Source organism: Pseudomonas sp. FP597, assembly GCF_030687435.1.
GTDB classification, from domain to species: domain Bacteria; phylum Pseudomonadota; class Gammaproteobacteria; order Pseudomonadales; family Pseudomonadaceae; genus Aquipseudomonas; species Aquipseudomonas lactucae.
Window position 1 is genome coordinate 946,497 of the sequence record NZ_CP117432.1, and the last position, 25,479, is coordinate 971,975.

The window sequence follows — 25,479 nt, forward strand, 5'->3', positions numbered from 1 at the left end:
TTCTGGGCGCGAACGCCTACAGACCTGGTTGATCAGGTTTCTGTAGGCATCATCAGCTGCTACGGGCACAGCGGTTGGTTAATGGAGGAATGCCATCTCCAATGAGCCGATCTTAGCGAGCTCTGTCCAAAATGTAAAATCGTGTTTCGGAGCACGAGGCAAGCGTAGGCGTCTTCGAGTCACCGCTTATGAAAGCAGGCCAGACTAGGTGACTTCTGTTCCGGCGAAGCCCATCTCAACTGGGGTTTTTATGTAAAATAACGAGATATCTTCAAGCTCCAATCGCTTGAATAACTGCACAGATTCGTCCTCGGTAATGGCCATACGAATTTCGGTAGGCTGATCCGCTAGTTCAAAAAAATGCGAGGAATGCAGCCGGCCGGTATGCCCAAAGCCTTCGATACCTGTGGACAGAGTCGCACCCCGCAGTCCCATTTCTTTCGCCAAATCAACGATCCAGTCGCCGAGCATCTTTCCCTGATAGCGACGATTCTGTTGAGTAAAGAAAGTCACCAGAAAACCTTTCATGTTCCTCTCCTAAGCGCGTGCTGATTATTTGATAGGACAGAAGCCCGGCAGCCGTCATTGCCACCCGGGCAGGATTCACACTGGCATCATGCGCACTGGTCAAGTCGGATGCAAACGACTGGTCAAGTCGAATGCAAATGGCTGGTCAAGTTCATGCAATTGCCCACATGCTCACGCAACATCGGCTGACACATCGCATACCTGCATTGTAAAAAAAATTCACTGGGTGCCCGCCACAGCCGTGTCTTGACTAAAAGAACGAGAAAACAATTAGATTTCGTTCCGGGCTTGGTTTTAACCATAGGCCAACATTAAGCAATCACCCGCAGCCTTGTTTATTGGCATGCCGGCGGTGACCCATGGTGGCAATAGTGGCACACTGCCAACGCAGTCCATGGGATATCATCGAGATGTCTGTAGGCCACCTTTCCGCAAAGTCGACAGCCACGCAAATTGATCAAAAAGGAATTACGCATTGCCACCTCAAACGGACTTGATTGACAATCTACCCCCTGCTCTTGATCCCCTGCAAACCACGCGAATTGAGGCAGTCCATCGTGGCTACCTTTACCAGCACCTCTATGCCGTTGGCTGTCTCCTGCTTGCAGATAAACATGGGATTAGCTCTGTTTCTGTTGAGCGAGACGAAGATATCGAGCTTCAACATGAGGGGCGGACTTACGTCCAGGTCAAAACCCGAATTAAGCCGATAATTCCTAGCGACATTGCAGATGCGCTAAAGCGATTCGATACATTGCGTGCAGATCATGATGCAGGCCTTAGACGAGGCAAAGCCCAGTTCTTTGTTGTAATGAATCAACCACCAGGCCCTGCGCTGCTTCAAACCGTCCAATCCGGCGAGATGTCTGGGGATGTGAAATTAATATGGCCAGGTTTAGAGGGTCGCGTGCCGCAGTCGTTGCCTCCTGCTTGGAGCAGTATTGATCAAGCGACTGAGTGGTGCGCCCAGCTCGCAGCAACACTGCCCTACACCCTGATCTTACCAGAATCACTTGTGTGGAAGTTGGCTGGCTGTGTGCAGTTAGCGTCCAGTGGCACCGCGCCTTACTCGACCCATACTTTCAAAACTGCTGATTTGAAGACTTTGTTCGACCAGCTCATTGTTAAAATGCAGGCATTTCCAAGCCCGCCGGCTGTGTACCGCCCGCAAAGAAATGAGCCGCCCATCGAAAACGCTGATCGCATCAGAATAATCTGCGCCTTTTCAGGCTCGGGGAAAACATCCTGGGCTTCAGAATCAGCCATGCACTCAACTAGCACTTGTGCCTACTACGATGTTGGGGATCTGCCTGGCCCCGCGATAGCTTCATCGCTTGTTAGAGAGTTGGCACCACTAGTTCTCGATCCAAGTAGTCCGGCAATAAGAAAAGTTCTCACCATAGGCAGTACAGGGAACGAATCGCTTCAAGTGCTTGATGAACACATAGGTCATCAGAATCTGTCGGCCCTGGTGGTGCTGGACAACGCTCATCGCGTTCCCGTTGACAGCCTTCGCGCTTTAGTAGAAAGCACCAAGCATTTGAAATTCATTTTGCTCTGCCAGCCTGGCCCTGCGGTGCAAGAGATAGCGGCTTTACTTGGGGTTAGTCAAGAAATCCTTCTAGGGTGGGATGTTGATTCAATCGCTGCGGAGGCCCAACACCTAGGCGTGAAGGGAAGTGCAAACACCTTCAGGAAACTCAGCTCGCTTACCGCAGGGCTTCCTCTCTATGTACAAAGCGCTCTAAGGCTCTCCAAGACGCATTACAGGGGCGATCTGGCAAAGCTTTGCTCAGAGGTATCAGAACAAAGCAACGTCGACGAGACCGCTCAAGAGATTATTCTCTCAAGGTTATTCAACTCCCTTTCCGAAGCGACACGTAACGTCCTAGCAGTTTGGAGCCTTGTAGATGTTGGCCTTACCAGGGAAGAAGTCTGCAATTTGATGAGCGTCAGCGTAGGCACGACCAAACAGCAAACGCTATCTCTGCTAAGAACATTGCGTGCTCAAGGGATTCTCCAGTCTATCGATGCAGATCAGTTAAAGATCCATGACTCTCTGAGGCTGCTAGGTCGCCGGCATTTGCACACGCTTGATCCAGCAGTCACAGCTAATGCCCTGCAACATCTCAAAAGCATACTTTTTGAGTACCTGAGCGTACGGCGAGAACCCTCTCGTTTAGCAACCTTGATTTCTGTATTACTCCAGCTGGAGGATGTAGAGACCATCATCCAGTTTGCTGGAGAAGAATTGTTCCATGAGATGGGCCCAAACATTGAGTTTTTAACATACCTGGACCAAATTGCGCTCTCCCCAGAAATTCAACCCACACAACGGTTTTGGGCTTTGGATGGGTTGGTTTTCTCGGATGTAAAAAACGGGCGGCATGGAAACCTCGCCGATCGATTCGACCAAATGCAAAAGCTCATCTCGGATTACGCGCTGGATAGTGAAATTCAGGTCACTTACCACATGAAGTTGATGCAACACCACGCACTCTTTGGCCGTGGCGATTTGGCGCTTGAGAGCTTTGCCCGGGTAAAGGAGTTGCTTCCAGACAAGCCAGTTGAAAGGCGAGTACTGCAATACAATGCAGCCAATTCATTCTGGCAGCTTGGAAACACCAAAGATACGTTACGGATGCTGAACCCTGTCATAAACGAATATTTCGCAATCCTGGGATTTGACCTGTCAGACATTCGTAAACTCAATCCTAAACAGCTCTGGGAAAGAGTCGGGAAGCGGAATGCTAGCGATAATATCAAGCGCCTTGCTGACGCATTAGAGCTTCGGGCAAAGCTATTTAGCGACACGGATCCTGAGCAACTGGTTTACAGGTATGGCGCGTTGATACTCTACGAGATGGTGGGCGCAATTGACTCACAGATCCGGGTGGGCCAAGACCTAGCGGATGATCTTTCCGCCCGAGGCCGCTTCACCCACGCCAAGCTAGTGATTGAGAAGGCCCTGCTGCCGTTATTGGGAGATCACGGCATGGTAGATCAAGCGATCGGCGTGAGAAGCCAATACGCTGTGTTCTTAGCCTATTGCGAAGAGTTTGATGCTGCCGACGCTGAGATGGCGAGACTAATGCCCTATTCGTCTGGGTTCACAGAAAGACAACGGCAAGAAATTCAGACTCAGCTCAAAATCATCCATAACTGCAAAACGATTCACGCATTTCGAATAGATGGGATTCTTCCACGCGTAGTGGTCGAGAATGGATCAGCAGACTGCCCTTGCGGGTCCGGAAAAACCTTTTCCGTTTGTCACGGAGCTATTTCCTGACAGGCGTAATTTTCCCCGGCATGCTGAGCTTTTCTTAACTGATGAGTGCCGCTAGTCGGTTTTTTGACGTCAAGGCATACGGGTCGAACGTAGGTCCATGACAGATCCACTCCTTTACTTTTTTGCGTTAAAACCACCCGGAAAACAGGCATTGACAGCGCCGGCAAATGCCGGCACTGTTCACGCATTGATGCCGGCATTTGCCGGCTAGCCGCCTGAGGTACGAGAATATGTCAACAGAGTACAAACCAACTCTACGATTTAATGCACTTGAGACGCAGCGTATACAGTTTGCCGCCATCAGCGCAGGGATGAAAACTGCCGAGTGGATACGCAAGCTCATCCTCGATAACGCCCCGCATTTGACCATTGCTGACCCATTAGCTGTGCGCGTGGCTGGATTTGAAGAACGATTTGGCTGGAACCTCATTCACTACGCCGATGCGGTGGCCCATGCGGGGGCTCACCAGTTGGACGTCAGCGATATTGCGGACTACATGGCACGCTACACGACGATTGTGGAGGAGGAGGAGTGGATCGACGGTGAAAAGCTTCCGGGCGTGCGAGCTGGTGATGTGACCAGTGTAGAAGGTCGTGCTGTTGATCTCTGTCGGGCGATCAACCTTGCCCACATACACGCCTTGTTTGCGAAGGAAGGCGCGTCCGCCAGTTGAGGTTTCCTGAGTGCCCTTCGATCGACCCAACCAGCTAACGGAAAACGCTATGAAGATTCTGTGCATGCTAGGCCGACACAACTTCCAAATCGCCCATGACCACCCTGACGGCAAGCTTGGTTACTGCATTCACGAATGCACCAGGTGCAGCAAAGCGGTCGTGAGCGATTCTGGCTTGAGCGGCTCGTACCCGATCCTCAATTCTCAGGACGCTATCGAGCGGGATGCCTCGAAAGCAGCCCTACGTAACCAGCACTATTAAGCTGGCCGGGGACAGTCACTGATCGCTTTACCAATGCAGTTACATGATCAAGGACATTCAGGTGTACGACTCACGAACGATCGGCCTTTCCGTGGTTGGCCTTCTAGCCGGAGTACCTATCAGCGCGCTCGTTGTAGGTATTCCGGCTTATCTAGAAACTCAATGGCGATTGGATGCCGATCAGATGCTTGTACAAGACTCAGCCACCGAACGCCTGCCCAATTCCTTTCTGCTGTTTCGCGCTAGACCCATAACTCTACGGACCTGCATTACGATGTTGGCTATGGGGCTACTGTCGACCTGGGCAGCGCTGCACTATGAGGATGGTCCCGTAACATTTGCTGCCTTAGTACTGGCCAGCGGATTGCTGACCCTGAGCTTGATTGACTTCGATCACCAGTTGCTGCCAGACCTGCTGATGTTGCCGCTGTTATGGCTGGGTTTGATTCTGAACAGCTTCGAACTGTTCACTACGCTGTCCCATGCGGTATGGGGGGCCGTGGGTGGTTATCTGCTGCTGTGGTTCATACGCGGTCTGTTCAAGATGATCAGCGGCAGTGAAGGGATGGGCCAAGGCGATTTGAAACTGATGGCCATGCTCGGCGCTTGGGGTGGTTTGCAGATACTGCCAGTCGTTTTGATGCTGTCTACCCTCGCGGTAACTCTGGTCGTCTGCGCGGGTATCGCATCGAGCAAAATCGACCGTACAACCCCTATCCCCTTTGGTCCGTTTTTGGCCGGCGCGGGATGGCTCGCGTTGTTGTATACGCCGGATTGGCCTCCGATCTGACCAGTGTGGCCATCAGCGTTTCGTCTCCTGGGTCAGTGAGGTCTCCGGACACAATTGACAAATTGTCAATTAGCCCGTATCTTTTACCCCGTGAGTGGTGGAAGGAGAGTCCCCACGTTAAAAAAAGAAATCTCCAAACCGAAAGCTGTGGTGGAAGGATGATCCCCACGTTAAAAAAAGAAATCTCCAGACAGAAAGCACGATAAAAGCCCTTCCCTTGAAGGGCTTTTTTTTATCCAGGGAAAGATGAATAGCATGCTACTTAGGAAACTCGAAGCACTTTTTTACGATGAGAATACTCATCTCGTCGAGGTTCTAGACAAGACAGGCGCGCATTGGGACGCCTCAGGAAAGACCCGCGGATACGGTATCGTAATTATCGAGTTGAATGGCCTAACGTTTGGTATCCCCCTGAGGTCGCATATTTGGAAGGGAAACAAACACTGCTTTATAACGAAAGATAGGAAGGGCCTGGACTACAGCAAGGCCGTGCTCTTGGCTAAGGCGGATTACGTTTCCAACGTACCGTTTCAGATCCCAAACGATGAGATCAAAAAACTCCGAGATAAGGAGCACATCATCGGAAAACAGTTCAGTAAGTATGTCGAGCGGTACGTCAAATACGCCTCGGAAGATCCGGCTTCCATGGTTCTGCAGCGCGAATACCGATTCAGTACCCTGGTTAACTATCACGTCGAGCTTGGAATTGGAGACGTTCCAGGGTAAGCGACTTCGATGACTTGCCCCCCTTGGTGGCATGCTTCACAAGCCCGCACCGAGCTGTCAGTACCTCGCCTTGTAGCTGGGTGAATCCTCCGTACGCTGGTCGCGCCGATCATAGATCCGCATCGTGCTGATATTGGCATGCGCTAACCACACCTGGACCTTGGCGATATCGGCGTCATGTTCCTGGGCATTGGTCGCGGCCGTGGCCCGCAGGCCATGCACGCCCAGGCCGTCCACCTCGATCCCCACGGCGTTGGCCCACTGAGCCACGACTGCGTAAATCCCGTTACCCGTTACGCTGGCCCCGGTGGTTTTGCCCCGGATCGAGCGGAACAGCGGGCCGTTGCCCGCCGAGCGGTCGGTGTCGCGCTCCAAGTACGCATAGATCCGCTCGGCGGCGACCGGGTGCAGCGGTAAATACCGCGTCTTCCCCCTTTCCCTCTCACCCGCAGGTGCTTAATGCCTCGGCGTTCCTGCAGATCCCCTACCATCAGCTGCGCGGCTTCCTCACGGTGCAGGCCGTGGTACAGCAGTACCGCCAAAATCGCCCGGTCGCGTCGACCTTTCTGGGTGTCTGGATCCGGCGTATCGAGCAGGGCCTTGGCCTGTTGGTCAGCCAGCGCCGGCGTCTTGCCCTCATCGTTTCGACCGGGGGCCATTTGACGCAGTGCACGGGGTTGCCGCAGGCGAAGGCATTGTGCTCCAGGAGGTGGTCGAACAGGCTGGCCAGCGCCGCCAGTCTGCGCCGGATCGTGACCCCGGCCAGGTTTCTGGCTTCCAGCTGGTCGCGCCAGGGGAGGACGTGCGCACGCGTGACCAAGCGGAACTCATCGGCGCCGGTAAGTCCGACAAAGCTGCAGAAGTCTTCCAGGTCGTTTTGATCGGCGGGCGGGTGCGTCGATATTGGCAAACCATTCCACGGCCGCCGGCACAGCGGCCAGCGGCTGGAACTCGGTGGCGGTCAGGCGTCGTTCGCCGGCGCCGGGGAGATCAGCTCGTTCATCGAACTTCCGGCCCGGCCGGGCGCCCTGCGGCGTGTTCAGCGGCGACCCATTCCGCGTATTTGCTCTGGGCGCGTTCGTGTGCCGGTTCCGGTACCTGGTGCTGCCAGCGTTGCTGTTCCAGGTCGCGCTGTTCATCGCCGCATTGGAGGTGTGTTAACGGCCGGCAGTGGGCCAGATCAATCAGCGCAGGCCAACCTGGTGAAGGGGGGTTGCAAGGGGTTGCCTCGGCCGGAGCTGGCCGAGGCAAAAAACTGCTGGATGGGACAGGATTCTGCACGGGTTAGATACCTTGCAAATTAACCCTCTTCCCAGTGAACATAAGGAATAGTACAGCCATCATCTGCACGACATGGCTGAGTGAAAGGATTTTTGCCGGCAGCCGATGCATTAGCGCCGAAGCAAAAAGCTAACAGAGCGGAAAAAAAGACATAGCGCAGTTTCATAAGTCTCTCCCTGAGCGAAATTGCTCGTACCTTGCCTAAAAGTAATCCAATAATTCGCAAGCGCGTGACTGATCCTCGCAGAGCAGACACTTAATCCCGAGGGACATATCGCAGAGTCGTGCCGCCGCGTTCAACCTCGGACGGAGGTTGAGCAGCTACCCCCCACTTCCTCCAACCCTCGGACCGAGGATGACCCCCCGGTGCCGCAGGCGATCAGCGGACCGTAGTCGCTACCGTGCTCCGCCTGCAGGCTAACCGGCGCGGTCGCGCCTTGGGCAACCTGGCTGGGAGGTTTGGACACATCGACCAGGTCGGCGGCGAAAGCAGCCGGCGAAGTGCCCATGATCGCAACGAACAGCAGGTCAAGCGTGGAAATTATTTTCATCTTGTTCAGTCCTCTTGGTTTTTCACGCCAAAATGCATTGAAGATTCTCTATGTCATATTTTATATATCTTGAGTTGAGATTGCAGACTCTTACCTATTGAAATAGGTGTGGATTACATTCTGCGAACTTTGATTATCAAACAATAGTACAAATGTACTAGTCCATCGAAGCGGGCGTGCAGGTCATCGCAAAATTTGTACAGATACGGTATTCACCTGACACCTGACACGAGGTGTCGTCGTCTGCCGTGCTACTCGGTAGTGCAAATATGGTGCGGAGCTAGTTATTTTTTTGTATCAACAAGTCAATTGCCGACAGCAACATCACATCATCGGCAGGACCTTCCAGTTTTAGAGACCTGCCTGTTTTGTTGTCTCTAATCAGCACGGTCGGTGTCGCTGTGACCCCGGACTTTATGGCTTCTTCTGCCTGCCGGCTGATGCGCAGAGAAATCTGCTTATTGTTAACGGCACAGTCCATTAGCGCTTGGCGATTGACATGGCTTATGTCCAGCTGACCATTGAAGCCTATGCCATTGCTACGGGTTTGCTCAAAGACCTGGTCGACGGCTTGCCAGAAAGCTGACACGCCGCCCAACTCTCCCGCGCATTCAACGATTCTGGCTTCGTGAATCGCGGCCGAACCGTGGAAATCCAGTGGCAGGTGGTGCCACTGCAGGTTTACGTTCTTCTGCTTTTGGACCCAGGCCTTCAGAGCTGGTGTATAGATCTTGCAGTACGGACATTCCATATCCGCAAACTCAGTCACAGTCCAGCGAGCATTTATCTGCCCGAACGTCCAAGGGCCTGAATGTTGTCGTGTTTGCATCTCGCTTTTGAGGACGTCAAAACCGACAGTAAACAAAAATAATGCTAGAAAACCCACTACCCCCATATACCGAATCATGTGTGGCGCTCGGCCGCGGACTTCGGTGACAATAGTGCTTGTTTACGCAGTGCTTCAAGGAGGGCGTGTTCAGCGCTCTCGGGCTGAGGGTGCTGTCGAAACCAGTTGGCTAAAGCTGTTTGAAGCTGGTGCTCGATGTCACGACGATCTACCGCACGTATCAAAACCTGTTGCAGTTCTTCTATCAGGACGGGGGCGCAAACCTCCAGAGCCTGTAGAGCATCCTCACCAGGTTGTTCAAGCAACTGGGTCAGACTTTCAATCAGGTTCTGGGTCAAAGAATTCAGTGTTCTCATACGTGGCGCTCCAAGGCCGTTACTTGCTCGGGAAAAGTAATGATGTGAGGTTCGATACCGCGATAGCGGTCTAGCGTTGCGGCAACTTCAATGGCTGCGTCGAGCTCGTTGCAACCTGTGGCCTGCATGATGTCGTAGCGTTGTTTCTTCTCTTCCGGTTCTGTCATGGCCAGGGCCAGGTACAAACTAGGCGGAACCACCCGGAACAACATTTCCATGCTTTTGGATAGCACTACCCCCTCGGTAAACTTCCCGCTTTCTTTGCGTGCGGACAGCATCATCGACTTCTGAGCGGGGGTCAGTTCACGAAAGCGTGCGATCTTCTCCACCTCATCAGGCGGCATATTCAAGCAGATCCACCACTCGATCATGTTGAGCAGGGCCGAGGCCTCTGGTGGCACGTCGTCAACGTTTTGAGTGGCCATCCAAAACCAGGCTCCCAGCTTTCGCCACATTTTTGTGATCTTGACGGAGTAGGGGGACAGCAGTGGAACCTTCAACTGGATGTGGCCTTCGTCGGTGAAGAAGATCAGGGGACGGCCTTTGAATTGGTCCCGCTCTGCGATGTTGTTGACCGTGTTGAGCAGCGAAATGTAGGCGATGGCCATCTGTGCGCTGTAGCCTTCTCGGGCATAGGTGGCCAAGTCCACAATGGTGATATCCGCTTCTGGCCATGGTGTACCTGGGCGGTTAAACATGTCGCCTTCGGTGCCCATGCAGAACATGGATAACGCTTCAGCCATCTCCAGGAAGCGTGAGCTTCGAGCAGCCGGTATACCCGGTTCATGCCCCATCTCTCGCAGTGCCTCACGGATGTCTTCGGGAAGCACAATGCGTTGTTCAGCGACACACTTCTGTGCCGCATTGAGAATGCATTGGCGGATGGCGCTGCGATCAGCCCGGGTAAGGCGCGCATCTTCTTTATCCTCACCGCCAGTGATCATCAGCCTGGCTGTAATTTCCATCTCTCCCAGGATGTCGCGCTGTTCGTCTTCGGTTTGGCTTGCCAGGTGTTCGTCCGAGGCCTCGATGTCATCAGCCTTGAGAGTTTTGACGTTTGCGGTGGGCTCAATGAGTTTTTCAGCATCGGCGAAGGGCGCTAAGCTAACCCCTGATCCTGGTGCAAGCCGGACACGGTTAACCGTCAAACCGAGCTTCTTGGCAAAGTCACCCAGCAGACCAAAACTGTTGCCGGCTTCAACGATGAACAGTCGCGGCCGATAGATGGCAACGATCTGACTAAGGATATTCGTTGCGCTGGCTGACTTTCCTGAACCCGTGGGGCCGAAGATGAACAGATGCGCGTTCATCTGGCGGTCCAGCTTGTTCAGCGGATCGAAGGTTATCGGCGCTCCCCCACGATTAAACAGCGTGATGCCTGGGTGCCCGGTTCCGGTTGAACGTCCCCAGACGGGAGCCAGGTTCGCAATGTGTTGAGCGAACATGAGTTGCGCGTACCACTCCAGGGCTTTGCGCTCATTGGGATCAAAATTGCCGGGCAACCATCTGAGGTACGAGTTTAAGGGTGCTACCTCATCCCGAGGTTCCACGGGTTCCATACCCGCTCCCAGCAAGGCACTGCTCAGTTGCAAACTGCGCTCCTGCAACTCCAAGTCGTCTTTCCCGCGTAGGTAAAACGCTACGCTGCCTCGATACAGCTTGTGCTTGCGGCCAAGCAACTGGCGTGCGACAGCAACGTCTTCGCGGGTCAGGATCGACGCCTGGGTATCACCAACGGCCTTGCGTGAGAGCTGTTCCAAGTGGCCTTCAAGGATGTCCTGCGGAGTGATCACGAGGGTGATACTGAGAATGGTGTCCTCTGGCATTTTATCGAACAGCGCGTTGAGCGCATCACCACCCTTGCGTGTTTCACCGGTCAGGTGTCCTGTCTTGGGCGCTTCGCGTAGGCGATCGAGCATCACCACGCGGTGGGGCAGACCGTCGAAGTACCACAAGCCTTTCTCAGTGTCCGAGAGCGGTTCGCGGTAACACAGGTTTTGCGAAAAGTCGGTTCCGCTGGCCAGCGGTAATTCGCCTTCCTCTGTTGCCGGCACTTGCTTGCAAACCACCTCATAGAAACGGCGGATATCAGCGTCTGTAGGGCCGAGATGGTCAGGCCGTGGATTGAACCAGTGAATCAACCAGTGACGTATAGCGTGACCATCCATGCGATGGGTCTTTATGCCGGCGTTCGCCAGGCCGCCTACCAGGCGATCGCAGATGATTTTCAGGTAGGGGGCCGGTGCTTGTCCGCGCACGTCAGCCTGAGACCCCTGAGTGCGTCGGTAGATGACAATGCGGACACGGCGTTGCTGGCCCCTCCAAGGCAGTTGGCTGACCTTGGTGTCTTCAAACAGCCCACCTGGCTTGGAAATGGCTTCGAGGTGCTGCTTGATCAGCTTCAAGTACAGCTCGGTGAAGTCACTGCCTTGCGCCCGGGGTTGGATATAGTCGTGCAACTGCTGCAGGTAATTGTCCCAACTGGTTTCATCTTGTGCGTACAACTGCACGACCCACGGAGAGGTTTCCAGCTCATCGAAAGAGTCTTGAAGGGCGTTTTCCAGGGCATCCCTGGCTTTACGTAACCATTCGGGATCTCGACCTTCGGTTCCAATTGGTATCAGCTCGAAGAATGCGGCACGAGAAACGCCGTCTTCCAGCAGCATGGCTTTTTCCGCCGGCAGATAGTCCACCCACGGCAGAAGATCCACAAATGAGGGATTCACGTCATACATGCGGTCGACGTCAGCGGTAGTGGCAGGTTTTTTCTTTGGGTTACGCCAATCACTCGGCGAGGGAACACCCATGGCAGCCAGGCGTGCGAAATAGCGTTCAGTCGCCGCCTCAAAAGATTCAGTCCCCGATGCCAGCACGTCGACGTGCTCGGTAGCATTAGCGGCGAGATCCGGCTCGACTCGGTCTGAGCCACGTCGTGTTTTAAACCGCTCAAAAAACCTCATTAATAGGCCTCCGTGCGTTCACCGGGCATGGCGTATTGCACGCGTTGGTACAGTGGAAATACTGTGGTGTAGCCAGGGATCGGTGCTGGATCCGAGCCTGCCAGGTGAGGAAACACATACATCACCAGGTCGGGGTTGGGCAGACGCTTGAACTGGCTGTAGATCTCGTTTTGGGCTGTACGGGTGAATTTGGCGTTGTCTGTTTCACCCGCCTCTAGAGGTCGACGGAGGTCTTGGCGCGCATCGAGCAACTGGCGGCTACTCGTACTATTGCCTGAACCACTGGCGCCTTGATCCCAAACGTCCATCATCGTGTTGTCGCCATGGGGAAGTAGCTCGTCCTTGCTAGTAGAGCAGCCCGAGGCAATGAGTGAGATGACGATGTATGCACCTAATTTGAGGCGGCAGTTAGTCAAGCGAAGTCGAGGCATGACGGGCTCCTGAGCGATAGTTGACCTTGCGGCCTTGGAGTTCGTAATCGATGGTCAGCTGCTGATCCAGGTGCACCGCTACCTTTGCCCCGGGCTGCACGTACACTGCCGCGAAGGCTTGCCCATAGAGCTTGTTCACCCAACTGGACACATCATTGACGCCTTGGCCAATGATCTTGCCCATTGCGTCACTGCCTGAGCCGCCAACTGAACCGATGGTCCCGGACTGCGGATTTATAAATGAACTGCTGTTTCCGTCCGATTTGATGAGGGAGGCAGCGCCGGCTCCGGCCGCGGTAATCAGTACCTGGGAACCGATGTATTGCGAGGCGTTGCTCTTACGATCGCCACTTATGCACGGAATACCGTAGGCATCGCTGATCCAGCCCAGGCCTCCCTGTATGGTGTTCTGGTAGCCATTGTTCTGGTTATTGCTGTTCTGACTGCCATTCGTTTCCTCTTGGGGCTGTGGCAGCGTGCGCACAGTGCCGTCGTTGAAAACAAAGGTCAGGCTTTTGATCTGCCCGCGTACGCAAGACAAGGTCCAGTCGCCGGAAGCTGTTCCGCTGGCCACGGCGCCGGCGACGTCGGGCAAATCAATACCGTTGGCGGTCAGATTGTCCGGGCCTATCAGTACTTTGAAGGGGTAGGGGTCGTTGACCGTGCCGTCGATGGGTACCCGGCCGATCAGCGCGGACATGGCCACCGAACCCATCAATGTGGAGTTCTGTGGCAGCGTGTAGACCTTGCGTACCTGTTTGCGGGCCTCCTGTGGCGAGATCTCGTTCGAGACGTTCTGGGCACCCGTACGAAGAGCATTTTGCCCTCGGTCTACTGACTCGCCGAAGGAGGTTGGGAAGTTGAATCTCGAGGCGGTTTGATTGGAGCCGGCAGCAATAGGCTTCCCATTGATATCGACAGGGGTAGCGTCCTGCGGCTCGATCCATACAACATCCGGTCCAGGCGCTCCTTTGAAGTCTTGCCCATCACCTGGCTGTACGCCGAATCCGATCGGCAAATCCGATCCAGATGGATTGCTGCCAACTGATTTGCTGCTTAGGGTGTTGTATTGCTGCTGCAGCGTATCCAGGATGGTCTGGCTTTGTTGTTGTGACTCCTGTTTCATTGTTTGCTGGACGTTTTGCAGCTTGCTGTCAACATTGTCGTTGATCGACTGAAGGCGTCTTTGCAACTCCTGGTTTTGTTGCTTCAGCTCATCATTGTTCTTCAACGCATTGGAGACCTGGTCTTTGAGCTGTCTGCTTTCCACTACGATGGTGCGCAGCGTGTCGCCGGGGGTATCGCCGTCAACGCCAAGCTTTTTGGCTTCACCCGTACTGAGCACGAGCGTTTCTGGAGCCTGGGCCTTTTTCTCAGAACTGTCCTTACTGAATAGTTTGACCACCATGAATAACGCCAGGATCGCGAAAGGGATGACCAGGAATTTGACCAGGGGATTACTCTTCACGGCGACCTCCTTTCGGATCAATCTGGCTGACGGCCACCGGCAGTAACGATTCGGCCAAGCCATGGCCGCGTGTCACCAGATAGACCGTTGTGGTGTCACTTGCATCACCCTTGGTGCCGAGGTAAGGGTGCTGAAACGTCGCCGTGATGAAGTCTCCCATCAGTTCCCGAGGGTCCAGCGCAAGGTGCTGGGTGCTGGTGTTGCGCAGTTTCACTGCCGTCACCCAGTAGTCGTCTAAGCGCCATGCTCCTAATGCAGAGGTCTCGACCGGCAACGTCGGCAGCAACGTGGTGAGGTTCAGGCCCCGCTTGAGATTGACCTGGGCGATACCGTCCACAGGCTCCACGGTGCGCAGAGGGGCGTAGAGCATCTGCGCGGCATAGCGTGTAATGACCACAGGCAAAGGCGTCTCACGGCGCTGAGTCGGCGGATCTTCGTCTTGAACGTTGGGCTCCGAAGTGGGGGCCGGAGCGCGGCTGCTCGTCGGCTTTAAGCTGGCCTGACCGTAGCGAGGCGAGGGACCTTCACCGGAAACAATTTTTACAGGCTCGGCCGCGGCCTGATTTGGTTTGCCTTCTGTTGCAATGATGTCCACCAGCATGATTTCGCCACTGCTCATATTTTGGAGCTGCAGGCGAGTCGGAGGTATGGGTTCTTTGGCCAGCAGGTACAGTGCGCCTCCAGTGCTCTGTACGCGCAGTTTATCGACCAGGTTCCGGGGCAGACCCACTCGAACATTATGGTCGACAAAAACAATGCGTTCCTGGCCGACGATCAAGGGCACTGCCAGTGGAATTCGGTCCCAGCGTAAAATCTCAACGGCTCTGGCCGTCCCGCAGAAGTTGAGCATGAGCAGTCCGATAATCAGCAGCCGGCGCATCATCATTTACCTCCTGACCGGACAGGTTCAGCGGAGACTTCGATGCGCTGAGGGTTGCCGCTGTAGCAGTCCCAAGCCAAGCCAAAGGGATTCTTTTCGGGGTCAACATCGGAACGAATGATGTGCAAGGGATAACGAGCCAGCGCTCGCTTAACGCGTTCCCCGCCGTAGTGCTCGTCAGCGGTGATATCCAGGTTCACCGTCCAGTCATTAATGCTGTGCTGTTCGATATGCTGCTCGGAGGTATCGTTTATGCCTCGACCTGGTATTTCAAAGACCCCACGTTCGCGCTTGCGCAGCTCCCCACTGTTGCGGCGCAGTTCGAAGTCTTTTTGCAGATAAGCTTTGCAACTGGGCGTCAGGTAGCCACCCAAACGGGCGATGTTGTCTTCGTAGTCGGTTTCACCGTCGACGGGCCAACGATTCATTTGCTGGAAGATATACAGACCGAAGGCATAGACAGACTCTGGAGGGATATCCCACCACTGACGGGTGCTGCCCGACCGGAGGTCTGGCGGTACATGGATAGTCAAATCACGCGGTGCGCTCTGCCAGCCGTATGCCATGTACAGACCCAAGGCAATCAGCAGGCCAATGACCAAGCGCAGGCTGTTGATATGGGACAGTTGTGCGTCCACTTTTTTTCGGTAAGTCATTGAGCCCCCGTTCTACGGCAGGTCCACGCACCCGTGCGTGTAATCAGGTGGGCCTTGTTCCAGGTCGGAAGATATCGTGCGAGGTTCAGTTGCATCTGGCGATATAGCCAGGTGTCAGGTCGACCGCGCTTCCAACGCCGTAAAAAACGGCTGGATAGGGTCAGTCCGAGGATCGTGAAGAGCATGGCAGTGGCAATGATAAGCGCCCAGATATGGGTCAGGATCGCTGCCAGAACGCCTACAATCAGCCCGGTGCCGGAACTGATCGCCAAGGTGGCCCACATCTCATCGGCGGTGAGACCGCCCATGATGACTGGCTGATTGTTCAATCGTACCGGTAGGAATATAAGCGTTCCGTCGTCAGAGAGTTCTGTCATGGCCAAGGCTCTTTAAAGAATGGTAGTTGCCTTAGTGATCAGGAAGATGGCGACACCCAGGATGGCCACACCGACAGCGGCCGTTGCTCCTAGATCACCCCATTTCTTTTTGCCGAGTTGGATCTCGTGGTAAACGCCGAAGGCATGCCACGCAACTCCACAGAAGATAACGGCGCAGATGATGAGGCCGAGCAGGGACATGCCGTCAAAGGCGTAGTTCTGCATGGTCTGCATCAGGTTAGAACCCTCACCTCGAGTCGGAGGCTGGGACTGTGGAAGGGCAGCCATGGACAGTTGCGGAAGAGCAAGCATGCCAATCAGCATGTAGCGTGTTTGTTGAAGCAAATTCATGATGAGTCTCCAATACGATCAACTGAGTACAAAGGTGGTGAGGATCATGCAAAGCAGCAGGATGCGAACCAATGAGGTTGAAGCAATCGTCCGGTCAAGGTTGCCAGTGGCCCATCCTCGGTAGCAGCTCCAGACGGCCCAGGCCCCCCACACGAAAATGATGGCCACGGACACGCCGACGAAAAATAGGTAGCTCGACGAGGCCGGAAAACCACTCGCAGCTTGAAAGGCAGACGCCTGAGCGCCGTTCATACTCATGGCTTGCGACCTTCGGTGGTGTATTGACCCGATAGCTCCGCTGGATCCCGAGGCTGGGCTCGGCTTGGGGTCAAATAACCCTCCAAACCATGTCGGATCCGGGCGATATCACCCGCCAAACGCTGGTAGTCGAAGAAGTACCGTTTGCCCGGTTCGTCAGCTACTTGAGCGCTACGACGTGCTGTGTCCTCCAAGGCGTTCAACTGGCGGATCATCACGTCCAGGTTGGCTTGTTCGGAGGCAGAAGCAGCTACCGCTTGGGAGGCTGACAGGCCGATCCCGGAAATTGAGATCAGTCCTGTCAGTACAAGTCGGCAAGTAAGTTCGGGGAGGCGCAGGGTCTGGATCACGGCTGGGCTCAATTCATTCCTGTTGCCGTCAGCTTGCCGTGATCGATCTAGAGTCGCCGCAAGAAAACCATATTCCGGGGTGTTAGGATTTCTTCATGCGGTAACTAAACCCTCATTCTCTGGAGATTGGGCGTTTGAAGAAAAGAAGGTAGCCGGTTGGCAATGCCATGCCGTAGGCCCAGCTCTGGGCGTTTTGATTGCCAATCTGGACTTCACCCCTGACTACGGGTTGAACGCTGATCAGTTCCCAGCCATCGCTGCCCAGTTGCGAAAGGCGCTGCTGACGTTCAGGGTCCTCCAGAAACCCCTGAGTATCGGGCTCAGTGGTGGGTTCTTCGGACTTGAACATGAAAAGTTTTTTGGTTCGGACGATGTACTGAAACGGGGAGAACTCGGTGTGGTATTCAAATTTCTGATGGCCCATGGTGATGTCCTCAATTAAAGGTATTTCTTGAAGCTTGAGACGGTGATGAAGACGGACACGCCCAAAAGCACCGCACAGGGCAAGAGAATCAAAAGTGGGCTGATACTGATGGGGATGGCCAGATAGATCGTCCATGGCACGATGGCTAGCGGAATAATTGTTCCGCGTGCTTTGTGATACAGGTAGCTCGACTCGCGGCCGGAACCGAACTTGCGCAGATCACGTCGAACCAGGCCATCCACTAGGCCCGTGAAAGCCGCCAGTGCAAACAGTGGGATTGTCAGTGTCAGGATGACCATTCGTACGCAAAAAGTGAGCACGGTATAAAGCGTGGCCAAACCATAGTCCTGGAATTTGATCATCACCCGACCGAGTTCGTAGCGCAGATTGAACGTGCCGGCTTGCTGAGGCGACGTGGAGCGTGCGTATTCGGTCAATGTGTTAATGCTGTCTTGCAGGCCGCTTTTAACCATCAGCCAGTCATAGGTCGTTTTTGCCAGCCAGGTTGCGGTGCGCCCCGGTTCTTTGATGACAACGCTATGTAACAAGTCTTGGGACAACCAGCTCAACTCATGCTCAAACATCTGCTGGGCGTGCTTCCATCCAGCATCCGGCCAGAACACGTACATGCACAACCACTCAACGAGAATGGCGCCCAGTAGTGAGCCAAACATCATCCCCAGGAAGTGAAAGGGCGCTGAGATCATCATGCCTAGAAAGGACTTTTGCCCTTCCTGCTGCTGTTGGGCTTTTTCCGCAATATCGGCCATGGCCTATTCCCCCAAGCCTATGCGGCTTTGCCGTCATTGGCCATCTGCCGGAAGTCTTCAATCAGGTCGTCCGGCAAAGATTCACCCAAAGCTTGATAACCTGGCGCCTGCCACCACTCGTTGTTGTTTCCTGCGCCGTCTCGCATCCCTTCGACCAGTGCTTGAAGGTCTTTAGGCATGACCTCATCGGGATCATTCGCAGGCAACGGCATACGAATCTTCCAAAGATTGCCGCCCTCGATTAGGGCAAAACATTGGCCCTTGGGCAGTGCAACGACGTGTGCCGGTTCAATCATCGGCACGCTGACGCTTTGGATTTGGTCATGGGTGTTAGAGGTGAAGGCAGTTTTGCCGTTGATCGCATCATTGGCGCTGCTGGCCGGTGTGCTGGTGAACACTTGAACCTTGGGTAATTGATTCGTCAGCAGCTCGGCAGTTGCGGTCTCGCGTACACGCAGCATAAACAAGTTGTTGAAGTTACCGATGACCTGGCCAGCTTTTGCCCGGTTACCGATCTTCGCTTCAATGTCGCTCATTGTCTGGGTATAGGCGGTTACTTGCATGCCGGCGCCGCCACCCTTGTTGATCATCGGGATGAATTCTTCGCCCATCAGTTCGTTGAATTCGTCAGCGTGGACGTTTATCGCAACCTTGGTACCGGCTACGGCCGCTCCGGGTAACCCGTCATCGATACCGAATTTGTAGATGTGACCCGCAACCGAAACCAGGTCGCTGAACATGGAGTTACCAACGGCTGCCGCTACCTCTGTATCGGACAGCGCGTCCAGGCCCACATAGACAACTGCCCGTTTGCGGATGACCTGCATCCAATCGAAGATTGGGCGTGGGTCTTCGAGGTCCATGTAGTTAGGTGACAGCAGTTCAGCGATTCGCCCAGTGGTCAGCTTCTCCAGCAGCGGCAACAGGCTGGCAACAATCTTGTCGAAATAGGTCTTGTCATAGCGCACTGCTGATCGCAGCCCCTCCATCACAGGGTCGGAGATACGCTTTTGAGTCAAGTACTGGTCCAATGCGATCACACGTAGCGGACGATCCTTCATGGCGAAGCTGAGATTTTTGCGATCGATCTTCCCTTCCTGATCGACGATAGCTAGCCAGGCCCGGGGGTCATGTTCAGCAAAGTACTTCTGTGCATACTCGATGAATAGCGCATCGATGTTGGTCACATGCTTGAGGATCTGCTCATAGTCCGGCCGACGTCCGAGGGCCACGAGGGCGCGTGCAATGATGTTGACGAACCGCCAGGCGAACTCACGGAACGCAGCGGAATTGCCTTCCCCTGACAGTTGACCGGCGATCCGGGTTGCCACCTCGGAGATCCTCCCAAAGCGGCCAACCGCGTTGTAGCGCGCTGAATGGTCGGGCCAGCCCAAATGAAATACGTAAAACTCATCCAATCGGCCGGCACGCTTGCACTCTATGTACATGCGTTTCAGTAGGTCGGCGTCGCCTTTGGGGTCAAAGACAATCACCACCTCGCGATCAAGGTTCATCTCATCAATTTTATCTACGCTGCGCTGGCTTCGATGAACAGGCTGAACACGGCGTCCCATCTGCACGCGCCGCCGGGGCCGTCTGCGGGTTCGCCTGATGTCTTGGGTGATAAACAGTTCGGCCAGGCGGGTTTTGCCCACCCGCGTCGTACCCAGTACCAGGGAGTGCCCTACGCGCTCCCCCAGCGGCAAGCTGACGTCACCTTCGTTCGGTTCTATACCGTGCAAGCGCGGTAAGCCCCCAACAGGTGGAAGTGGGCGTGCTGGGTTGATCGCAACGTCCCAAGATGTGGCCTTGGCGATTAATTTGAGCGGGAAGGGAGCGAACTCCAATCGTTCCTCGATACGCCGCGCCCAGTTGTAGATCGATGTTGGCTCGATATATTCGGCATATTTGGGGAGGTAAGTGTCCATCAACCGCTGGGTATGTTTTTGACTCCAGCGAAAGCCTTTACCAATGAACAGTCGCTCATTGCTAACGGGAATGTCTTTACTGGTCATGGTGTAGTGGGGGAGCCGCCGAATATTGCGACGGTATCGCAGCACCACCAGAGCTTGTCTCAGGCGAACATATCCAAGACCCAAAAAACCAAGGGCTGAAATCACTCCAAATAAGGGTGTCATCGCAAAGGCCCAGGGCGCGAAAATACAGAGCAGAGCTGCTGCGGCACAGACACAGACCGTGTAAAGCTCGACGGCAGGACGGAGCAATGCCTCAATGGTGAAAGAACCGGCCATGGTTGGACCTTCTATAGCTAAGGGGTTTTCAATGGGAACTGTTTGTCCAGCTCCTGGCTTTCTTGGGATATCTCGTGTGAAGCCAATCGATCAGCTAATTTCAAGCGCATTGCTATGGCATCACCTGGTTCTGTCGAGGTCACACGACCGCCATAAAGCCAGACCACATACCTCACTTGCTCCAGGATGAGTTGGCATGTTCTCGGGTCTTCAGGTTGTCTGATCACTACGGTGAGTGACTGAGGTGGTGGCATCCCTGGCCCCCTATTGCTGAATGGCTGTAGCAGTGATGAGCAGCGGGTAGTGCTTGATTCCAAGACGTTGCGCCAGGTCATCCGAAGGGGCCGGTACCATTTGAAGGCCGCTTCCCCAACGTTGCACTTCGGCAAATCGCTCGGCGCTGATCACGTTGACCACCAGGCCAACGGCATTCAGGTGCTGGAGCTGTTCGAGGCGTTGCGATAGCCAAACCCTTGAGCTTTCATCGTCACCCACAAGGAACAAGGGTTGCAGGCCTGGCGCATTGATTACTCGACCCTGTATCTGACCTGGTGTCAGTTGGTCAGAGCGCACGGGGAAAGATCCCACCCCTCGTACCCCTATATCTTCGGGCTGGGTGGTGTGGCTATCAGGTTCGGGTGCGAGATCCTGGTAGTAGGGCAGCGCTGAAACCCCGCCACGGTCTTCCACCACGATCAATGGGCTGCCATGCGCCAATATCGGCGAGGTCAAACCCAGCAATAGCATTACATTCAACAGTCTACTCATGGGTTATTCGCCATCAGGTTGATGCCGGTTACACGGCTGAGATGTTGGGCAAATGCTCGGCGGTAGCGGGCAGCAGGTTCGCCCCCGGCCGGGCGATGGTAGCGGCCAGCGGCCGTGATCCAATCCCCGCCTTTGGCCTTCTGCTCGGCCAGAATTTGGGCTGTAACAGTAAGGTTTTTGTAAGGATCCAGCCCTTCGCACGGATAGCTGTAACGATGTCCGTTGGCACCAATATTGGTTTGCCCTAGGCCGACGTCGACCCGACTGGGACCAGCGGTCTGAAGCGCAAGCATAAGTGCCCTGCAGGCATCGCTTCGGGTCGCAAACCTGTAGCCTGCGCCGGCGACATTCAATGTCCAGGGCCAGGGCACAATTTGGCCGCGTAGCCGCGTACCGCTTTCCTGCAGCGCGACGGAATACAGCACCTCGGACGGAACTCCGGCAGGCAAGGCAATCAATTGGTAGGCCGGTGGGGGGACTTCCGCACTGTTGGCCAACGCCGCGCCCAGCAGAAGAGAGCTAGCCATTACTGCGCGTACTACTGACGCTGCCATTGCCCATTCACCTCGCGCACCACAGCTGGGAGCTCGCCGCCGAGCCCAAGCCCGAGCCAGCGGCCGGCGTCGTGATTCAGTGTTATCTGGCGGCTGCGCACACTTGCTGGCTCGATCCCAGCCAGGATGGCCCAGCGGCGGATAGTCTCGTCATCCCCTTGGCTACCAACGAAGTACAGATCGAAGGATTGTTTCTGAGCCTGAAGGTCGGTCACCCGAGCAATACACCTGGTGCAACTGTCTTGCACAAATACGGCTAATCGTCCTGTGCCTTTCAATGCAGTGATCGTGCTCGAGCCTGGAGCAGTTGTTGGATTCGATGAAATTTGGATGACTTTTTCATTGGGGTAGAGACGGGAAAAGGCCTGGTCATAGGCTCGCTGGTAAGCAAGTTCCTTATCTATTCGTTTCCGTTCAGCTTGCACTTGAAGTTCGGCATAGCGTCGCCGCTCATCTTCCGATTTGGCTTCGATACCGAGTGCCGTGAGAGGATCCAGACCAGGCGAATAGATCCCGCGAGGGCCTTCCATCACAGTTTTATAGCGAGTCCACTCTTGGGGAGTTAGCCCCCATTCACGGGAGAGTTCTGTCTGGTTGGCTCCTTGGGAGGAGTTTTGGGTTTGGCTGTTCTGTGTATCCGAAATGGAGGTTGGTTGTCCTGGGGCTGCATGGCAGCCCAAAGCAATTGCTAGAGTTGCCAAGCCTGCAATGAGTCGCGAGATGATCGTCGCATTCGTTTTCAAGTGGAGGGTGCTGGGGATGCACATATGCTATGTCCTATTGAGCGACGGTTACAGTTTGCGGTGTTCCTGCCACATCAAAACGTGCAGACCTACCGTCCAAAGCGTTGAGGCGCCAGGCGGTGTCAGCCACGGCATCACCTGGTCGAATTAGGTAGATCTGGTTCAACTGCGTGCTGCCAGGAGGGGCTACAGACAAAAAGCGTTCACCTCCGCGGTACTCGATACCGACGACAGTGAAGGGCGGTGTTTGCGGTGTAACAACGCTGGTACTGGGCTTCTGGGCAGGTCGAGGTTTGCGAGCGACGGTTTTGGGTTTGGAGGGAGGGACGGCAACTTGCTTGATCTGGGATTGGCTCAACTCGTGAACACGGCCATCGAGCGTTTCGACGCTGGCCTTGAGTACCACCAGTTCGCCTGAAGAGGCAGCATTTCTTGAGAGCTCTTGCACCGATTCGGTTGCCTGCTTGGCATACGCTTGTGCCGCATCGATCCGATTCGACAAGGCTTGTTGTCCGGAGCGGAAGTCATCGTTGTTGACCCACTGCTTGCCATCCACTGCGTCAAGCCGTTCATCGACCTTACTCAGTCGCGTCAGCATTGCATCGAGCGACTCTTTATCAGCGGTCGTAGACATGCTGATACTGAGTTGGGAGAGTTGATGATGCTCATAGCCCAGCATGCCCGTCAGAGCGACGATGCAGAGGCTGAGTATCACAGTGGTTCGAGTCGGTCGTGGTAGGTTCATGGGCGTCCTCGCGTTGCGCGAAGACACCCTCTCAAACGGGCTTGTGGAGTGCAGTAGGAAATACGTTTTCCAGACCGCTTTGTTTTTAGGGCCTGCCCGTTGTAAATGATTTGCCTAATGACAGCTGGGCTGGACCGCTGTTCTGGACGTCTACTTTTGGGATATTGCTGAATAAGCCCTTCAGCAGTTGATTGCCCGAGTCAACCAAATGGTTGTCATCATAGTACAAAGCTACTCCATCTTTGGATCCCATGCATTGACCGTTTGGGCATAGGTAAGGAGTCGGATCAATAACTGTGGCATTGCACTGTTTAGCTACAATATCTATCACAGTGTTAGCATCGTGATTGCGCTTCTGATAGCTCAGCAGAGGAACCGAAATATCTGATTCATGTCGGAATATTCGCTTATGCAGGTTTAGACCTTTATAAACGCTAAATGGCATTTCTGGAATAGGCCTAACGATATATACAGGGTGATTTTTAGAGATTGAACATACGGCGTTCGCATATTCTGCTGTATAGGCGCTGACAAAATTCTGGCCTTTAAGATGCTCTTGTCCAGTAATATAGGTGCGATAGCTGTTTCCACGGTCTGAGTCTAAGTACATCGCTGCCCGACTAAACAGGACAACTGGAATTCCGTGGTAGGACTTAGCCAACGTATCCATTTTTTCGCGCATAAAGCCATGACATTTATCAGCTAGCTCTTTGTCATGCATCTCAAAATTTTGCAGTATCGGGCAGCCGCCACGTGCCCAAGACAAAGCCGCTTGTTTATTCTCCATTTGCACTGCTGCTGCAGTGGACTCTGCGTGACTGTCACCGAACAATATGACAGATATGTCTCCTGAGCCAAGCTTGCAATCAGCTGCACCATAAGGGTTGGGGTAGCATTCTCGCTCATAAAGCTTGCTGGTGTATTCCGGTCTACCTAAGTCGACGTAAGCAAACCGTACTCCAGGATGGTCTTTGACCACGGAGGATAGGATTGCAGAGATACCAACCATGACCAAAACAGCAAATGCATATTGTATTGCTGCTTTGCGTGGCAATATTTTTTTATTTGTTTTCGATTCGATATAGTAAAAAGAGAGTGTGCCCAGTGCAAAGGAAAGAATAACTGCGGCTACCACATGGGGAGGGCTATTTAGCAATCCGCAGGTGTACAGGAATACAACTAGTGGCCAATGCCATATATATACAGAATATGAAACCGTGCCTGTATACTGTAATACTTGATTATTGCCAAAGATCGATTGCGAATTTGCTGAAATTACAAGGGCCGCACCAAGAACAGGAACCAAGGCAAGATAACCCGGCCAAAGGTCTTGCTCGTTAAAGCAAAAAATACTTAAGAGAATAGCGGCCAGGCCAAGGCCTTCGCACGCGTATCCAATTCGTCTACTGAAGTGCAGCGGGTACAAAAATACCAATCCGCCGACGATTAGCTCCCAGGCACGAGTAGGCAGCATATAAAAAGCGAGGACTGGGTCAGCTTTAGAAAGGTAGATAGAAGTTCCGAGAGATGCAAGGGCAAGAACAATCAAAGATACTTTGGTTTTTTGAGTTCCAAGTAATTTGTAAAGCCCCATCAAAAGCAGTGGATATACGAGGTAGAATTGCCATTCGACAGATAGTGACCAGGTGTGCAGTAGCCAGTTTTCATGCAGCGGAGCATCAAAGTAGTTCCCAGTTTTGGCGAACATAAAATTTGAGTTGAAGAAAAGACTGCTTTTGATCGACCGGATAGCGTCACGGTAGTCATCTAAAGGGAGATATATGAATCCAAATATCAGTAATGCCACGCACAACGTTAGGAGAGCCGGAATGATACGCCGCGCTCTCGATACATAAAAACTAAGAAGCGAGAAGGTCTGTGCTTGCAAACCGTTGAATATAATTCCGGTCATCAAGAACCCGGAAATAACAAAGAAAACGTCGACCCCTATGAACCCCCCACCAAATCCACTGATCTTGAAGTGGAAAAACACTACGGATAGAACCGCCAGTGCTCGTAGTGAATTTATACTTTTCCTGAATTGCATCTTCGCGTCCATGATCACGTTCAAGTGGGGTGGCATTGTAGTGGCCATGGGGTCATATTTGAATAAGAAATTAGTGTTCAGCTTCAATAGTTTTTATCAGCGATGTTGGAGGATAAGAGGACCTGGGTGCGCATTGACGGT

General features: G+C 53.9%; 27 protein-coding genes, 1 pseudogene and 1 riboswitch. Of the genes and pseudogenes, 5 read left to right on the forward strand and 23 right to left on the reverse strand.

The features are described from left to right. Positions 1 to 36 precede the first annotated feature (36 nt). Positions 37 to 109, reverse strand: a riboswitch (Fluoride riboswitch). Between the two features lie 95 nt (positions 110 to 204). Further along, positions 205 to 528: a DUF190 domain-containing protein gene (locus tag PSH66_RS04275; protein ID WP_012723172.1), complete on the reverse strand. Its 324-nt coding sequence runs from the start codon at positions 526 to 528 to the stop codon at positions 205 to 207. Positions 529 to 1,003: 475 nt separating this feature from the next. Between PSH66_RS04275 and PSH66_RS04280 the strand changes: the two genes are divergently transcribed. The 4 genes from PSH66_RS04280 to tenpIN all read left to right on the forward strand — a co-directional run bounded on the left by PSH66_RS04280 (position 1,004) and on the right by tenpIN (position 6,269). Then, positions 1,004 to 3,817: an SEC-C metal-binding domain-containing protein gene (locus tag PSH66_RS04280; RefSeq protein ID WP_305428420.1), complete on the forward strand. Its 2,814-nt coding sequence runs from the start codon at positions 1,004 to 1,006 to the stop codon at positions 3,815 to 3,817. A 230-nt stretch (positions 3,818 to 4,047) separates the two neighbouring features. Continuing rightward, a complete protein-coding gene (locus PSH66_RS04285) occupies positions 4,048 to 4,491 on the forward strand; it encodes a hypothetical protein (protein WP_305428421.1) in 444 nt (147 codons plus the stop codon). 305 nt (positions 4,492 to 4,796) lie between these two features. After that, positions 4,797 to 5,543, forward strand: coding sequence for an A24 family peptidase (locus PSH66_RS04290; RefSeq protein WP_305428422.1), 747 nt, complete (start codon positions 4,797 to 4,799; stop codon positions 5,541 to 5,543). 255 nt (positions 5,544 to 5,798) lie between these two features. Beyond that, entirely contained in the window at positions 5,799 to 6,269 is a 471-nt protein-coding gene (tenpIN, locus tag PSH66_RS04295; RefSeq protein ID WP_305428423.1) for a type III toxin-antitoxin system TenpIN family toxin, read from the forward strand. Positions 6,270 to 6,326: 57 nt separating this feature from the next. On the opposite strand, the pseudogene PSH66_RS04300 reads toward tenpIN, so the two are convergent. Then, positions 6,327 to 7,234: pseudogene (locus PSH66_RS04300) on the reverse strand (tyrosine-type recombinase/integrase). Positions 7,235 to 7,304: 70 nt separating this feature from the next. On the opposite strand from PSH66_RS04300, the gene PSH66_RS04305 reads away from it, so the two are divergent. After that, positions 7,305 to 7,430, forward strand: a complete 126-nt coding sequence (locus PSH66_RS04305) for a hypothetical protein (RefSeq protein ID WP_305429675.1) — start codon at positions 7,305 to 7,307, stop codon at positions 7,428 to 7,430. Between the two features lie 139 nt (positions 7,431 to 7,569). Here the strand turns inward: PSH66_RS04305 and PSH66_RS04310 are convergent, their stop codons facing one another. The 21 genes from PSH66_RS04310 to PSH66_RS04410 form a co-directional block, all read right to left on the reverse strand. After that, positions 7,570 to 7,716: a hypothetical protein gene (locus PSH66_RS04310; RefSeq protein ID WP_179029968.1), complete on the reverse strand. Its 147-nt coding sequence runs from the start codon at positions 7,714 to 7,716 to the stop codon at positions 7,570 to 7,572. Between the two features lie 130 nt (positions 7,717 to 7,846). Continuing rightward, a complete protein-coding gene (locus tag PSH66_RS30055) occupies positions 7,847 to 8,101 on the reverse strand; it encodes a hypothetical protein (protein ID WP_370694822.1) in 255 nt (84 codons plus the stop codon). Positions 8,102 to 8,381: 280 nt separating this feature from the next. Further along, positions 8,382 to 9,008 (reverse strand): DsbA family protein, encoded by a 627-nt coding sequence (locus PSH66_RS04320; protein WP_305428424.1) that lies wholly within the window; start codon positions 9,006 to 9,008, stop codon positions 8,382 to 8,384. Further along, the gene (locus tag PSH66_RS04325; RefSeq protein ID WP_305428425.1) at positions 9,005 to 9,304 is read right to left on the reverse strand and encodes a hypothetical protein; all 300 of its coding nucleotides are present in this window, start codon (positions 9,302 to 9,304) and stop codon (positions 9,005 to 9,007) included. Before PSH66_RS04325 ends, PSH66_RS04320 begins: the two co-directional genes overlap by 4 nt. After that, positions 9,301 to 12,264, reverse strand: coding sequence for a conjugative transfer ATPase (locus tag PSH66_RS04330; RefSeq protein ID WP_305428426.1), 2,964 nt, complete (start codon positions 12,262 to 12,264; stop codon positions 9,301 to 9,303). The genes PSH66_RS04325 and PSH66_RS04330 overlap by 4 nt, the downstream gene beginning before the upstream one ends. Then, positions 12,264 to 12,695 (reverse strand): TIGR03751 family conjugal transfer lipoprotein, encoded by a 432-nt coding sequence (locus PSH66_RS04335; RefSeq protein ID WP_305428427.1) that lies wholly within the window; start codon positions 12,693 to 12,695, stop codon positions 12,264 to 12,266. The genes PSH66_RS04330 and PSH66_RS04335 overlap by 1 nt, the downstream gene beginning before the upstream one ends. Continuing rightward, positions 12,673 to 14,163 (reverse strand): TIGR03752 family integrating conjugative element protein, encoded by a 1,491-nt coding sequence (locus PSH66_RS04340; protein ID WP_305428428.1) that lies wholly within the window; start codon positions 14,161 to 14,163, stop codon positions 12,673 to 12,675. Before PSH66_RS04340 ends, PSH66_RS04335 begins: the two co-directional genes overlap by 23 nt. After that, positions 14,153 to 15,046, reverse strand: coding sequence for a TIGR03749 family integrating conjugative element protein (locus PSH66_RS04345; RefSeq protein ID WP_305428429.1), 894 nt, complete (start codon positions 15,044 to 15,046; stop codon positions 14,153 to 14,155). The genes PSH66_RS04340 and PSH66_RS04345 overlap by 11 nt, the downstream gene beginning before the upstream one ends. Beyond that, positions 15,046 to 15,699, reverse strand: a complete 654-nt coding sequence (locus PSH66_RS04350; protein WP_305428430.1) for a PFL_4703 family integrating conjugative element protein — start codon at positions 15,697 to 15,699, stop codon at positions 15,046 to 15,048. Before PSH66_RS04350 ends, PSH66_RS04345 begins: the two co-directional genes overlap by 1 nt. After that, positions 15,696 to 16,076, reverse strand: coding sequence for a TIGR03750 family conjugal transfer protein (locus PSH66_RS04355; RefSeq protein ID WP_305428431.1), 381 nt, complete (start codon positions 16,074 to 16,076; stop codon positions 15,696 to 15,698). The genes PSH66_RS04350 and PSH66_RS04355 overlap by 4 nt, the downstream gene beginning before the upstream one ends. Positions 16,077 to 16,088: 12 nt before the next feature. After that, the gene (locus PSH66_RS04360) at positions 16,089 to 16,427 is read right to left on the reverse strand and encodes a TIGR03745 family integrating conjugative element membrane protein (protein WP_305428432.1); all 339 of its coding nucleotides are present in this window, start codon (positions 16,425 to 16,427) and stop codon (positions 16,089 to 16,091) included. 18 nt (positions 16,428 to 16,445) lie between these two features. Continuing rightward, positions 16,446 to 16,685, reverse strand: coding sequence for a TIGR03758 family integrating conjugative element protein (locus PSH66_RS04365; protein ID WP_305428433.1), 240 nt, complete (start codon positions 16,683 to 16,685; stop codon positions 16,446 to 16,448). Next, on the reverse strand, positions 16,682 to 16,990 hold the full coding sequence (locus tag PSH66_RS04370; RefSeq protein ID WP_305429573.1) for an RAQPRD family integrative conjugative element protein: 309 nt from the start codon (positions 16,988 to 16,990) through the stop codon (positions 16,682 to 16,684). The genes PSH66_RS04365 and PSH66_RS04370 overlap by 4 nt, the downstream gene beginning before the upstream one ends. Positions 16,991 to 17,147: 157 nt before the next feature. Then, complete coding sequence (locus PSH66_RS04375; RefSeq protein ID WP_305428434.1) at positions 17,148 to 17,459, reverse strand: hypothetical protein; 312 nt, start codon at positions 17,457 to 17,459, stop codon at positions 17,148 to 17,150. A gap of 14 nt (positions 17,460 to 17,473) precedes the next feature. Further along, positions 17,474 to 18,229 (reverse strand): TIGR03747 family integrating conjugative element membrane protein, encoded by a 756-nt coding sequence (locus PSH66_RS04380; protein ID WP_305428435.1) that lies wholly within the window; start codon positions 18,227 to 18,229, stop codon positions 17,474 to 17,476. Positions 18,230 to 18,246: 17 nt separating this feature from the next. Beyond that, complete coding sequence (gene traD, locus PSH66_RS04385; protein WP_305428436.1) at positions 18,247 to 20,481, reverse strand: type IV conjugative transfer system coupling protein TraD; 2,235 nt, start codon at positions 20,479 to 20,481, stop codon at positions 18,247 to 18,249. Between the two features lie 264 nt (positions 20,482 to 20,745). After that, the gene (locus PSH66_RS04390) at positions 20,746 to 21,249 is read right to left on the reverse strand and encodes an integrating conjugative element protein (protein ID WP_370694823.1); all 504 of its coding nucleotides are present in this window, start codon (positions 21,247 to 21,249) and stop codon (positions 20,746 to 20,748) included. Then, on the reverse strand, positions 21,246 to 21,803 hold the full coding sequence (locus tag PSH66_RS04395) for a lytic transglycosylase domain-containing protein (RefSeq protein ID WP_305428437.1): 558 nt from the start codon (positions 21,801 to 21,803) through the stop codon (positions 21,246 to 21,248). The genes PSH66_RS04390 and PSH66_RS04395 overlap by 4 nt, the downstream gene beginning before the upstream one ends. Continuing rightward, positions 21,788 to 22,570, reverse strand: a complete 783-nt coding sequence (locus PSH66_RS04400; RefSeq protein ID WP_305428438.1) for a TIGR03759 family integrating conjugative element protein — start codon at positions 22,568 to 22,570, stop codon at positions 21,788 to 21,790. The genes PSH66_RS04395 and PSH66_RS04400 overlap by 16 nt, the downstream gene beginning before the upstream one ends. Positions 22,571 to 22,580: 10 nt before the next feature. Continuing rightward, positions 22,581 to 23,291, reverse strand: coding sequence for a methyl-accepting chemotaxis protein (locus PSH66_RS04405; RefSeq protein WP_305428439.1), 711 nt, complete (start codon positions 23,289 to 23,291; stop codon positions 22,581 to 22,583). A gap of 85 nt (positions 23,292 to 23,376) precedes the next feature. Next, complete coding sequence (locus PSH66_RS04410) at positions 23,377 to 25,338, reverse strand: acyltransferase family protein (protein WP_305429577.1); 1,962 nt, start codon at positions 25,336 to 25,338, stop codon at positions 23,377 to 23,379. Between the last annotated feature and the right edge of the window lie 141 nt (positions 25,339 to 25,479).

Bases quoted from the DNA above. Each gene is read 5' to 3' on its own strand.
- PSH66_RS04275 (WP_012723172.1), bottom strand. From the start codon at position 528: ATGAAAGGTTTTCTGGTGACTTTCTTTACTCAACAGAATCGTCGCTAT.
- PSH66_RS04285 (WP_305428421.1), top strand. From the start codon at position 4,048: ATGTCAACAGAGTACAAACCAACTCTACGATTTAATGCACTTGAGACG.
- PSH66_RS04290 (WP_305428422.1), top strand. From the start codon at position 4,797: ATGATCAAGGACATTCAGGTGTACGACTCACGAACGATCGGCCTTTCC.
- tenpIN (WP_305428423.1), top strand. From the start codon at position 5,799: ATGCTACTTAGGAAACTCGAAGCACTTTTTTACGATGAGAATACTCAT.
- PSH66_RS04310 (WP_179029968.1), bottom strand. From the start codon at position 7,716: ATGAAACTGCGCTATGTCTTTTTTTCCGCTCTGTTAGCTTTTTGCTTC.
- PSH66_RS30055 (WP_370694822.1), bottom strand. From the start codon at position 8,101: ATGAAAATAATTTCCACGCTTGACCTGCTGTTCGTTGCGATCATGGGC.
- PSH66_RS04320 (WP_305428424.1), bottom strand. From the start codon at position 9,008: ATGATTCGGTATATGGGGGTAGTGGGTTTTCTAGCATTATTTTTGTTT.
- PSH66_RS04325 (WP_305428425.1), bottom strand. From the start codon at position 9,304: ATGAGAACACTGAATTCTTTGACCCAGAACCTGATTGAAAGTCTGACC.
- PSH66_RS04330 (WP_305428426.1), bottom strand. From the start codon at position 12,264: ATGAGGTTTTTTGAGCGGTTTAAAACACGACGTGGCTCAGACCGAGTC.
- PSH66_RS04335 (WP_305428427.1), bottom strand. From the start codon at position 12,695: ATGCCTCGACTTCGCTTGACTAACTGCCGCCTCAAATTAGGTGCATAC.
- PSH66_RS04345 (WP_305428429.1), bottom strand. From the start codon at position 15,046: ATGATGCGCCGGCTGCTGATTATCGGACTGCTCATGCTCAACTTCTGC.
- PSH66_RS04350 (WP_305428430.1), bottom strand. From the start codon at position 15,699: ATGACTTACCGAAAAAAAGTGGACGCACAACTGTCCCATATCAACAGC.
- PSH66_RS04355 (WP_305428431.1), bottom strand. From the start codon at position 16,076: ATGACAGAACTCTCTGACGACGGAACGCTTATATTCCTACCGGTACGA.
- PSH66_RS04360 (WP_305428432.1), bottom strand. From the start codon at position 16,427: ATGAATTTGCTTCAACAAACACGCTACATGCTGATTGGCATGCTTGCT.
- PSH66_RS04365 (WP_305428433.1), bottom strand. From the start codon at position 16,685: ATGAGTATGAACGGCGCTCAGGCGTCTGCCTTTCAAGCTGCGAGTGGT.
- PSH66_RS04375 (WP_305428434.1), bottom strand. From the start codon at position 17,459: ATGGGCCATCAGAAATTTGAATACCACACCGAGTTCTCCCCGTTTCAG.
- PSH66_RS04380 (WP_305428435.1), bottom strand. From the start codon at position 18,229: ATGGCCGATATTGCGGAAAAAGCCCAACAGCAGCAGGAAGGGCAAAAG.
- traD (WP_305428436.1), bottom strand. From the start codon at position 20,481: ATGGCCGGTTCTTTCACCATTGAGGCATTGCTCCGTCCTGCCGTCGAG.
- PSH66_RS04390 (WP_370694823.1), bottom strand. From the start codon at position 21,249: ATGAGTAGACTGTTGAATGTAATGCTATTGCTGGGTTTGACCTCGCCG.
- PSH66_RS04395 (WP_305428437.1), bottom strand. From the start codon at position 21,803: ATGGCAGCGTCAGTAGTACGCGCAGTAATGGCTAGCTCTCTTCTGCTG.
- PSH66_RS04400 (WP_305428438.1), bottom strand. From the start codon at position 22,570: ATGTGCATCCCCAGCACCCTCCACTTGAAAACGAATGCGACGATCATC.
- PSH66_RS04405 (WP_305428439.1), bottom strand. From the start codon at position 23,291: ATGAACCTACCACGACCGACTCGAACCACTGTGATACTCAGCCTCTGC.
- PSH66_RS04410 (WP_305429577.1), bottom strand. From the start codon at position 25,338: ATGCAATTCAGGAAAAGTATAAATTCACTACGAGCACTGGCGGTTCTA.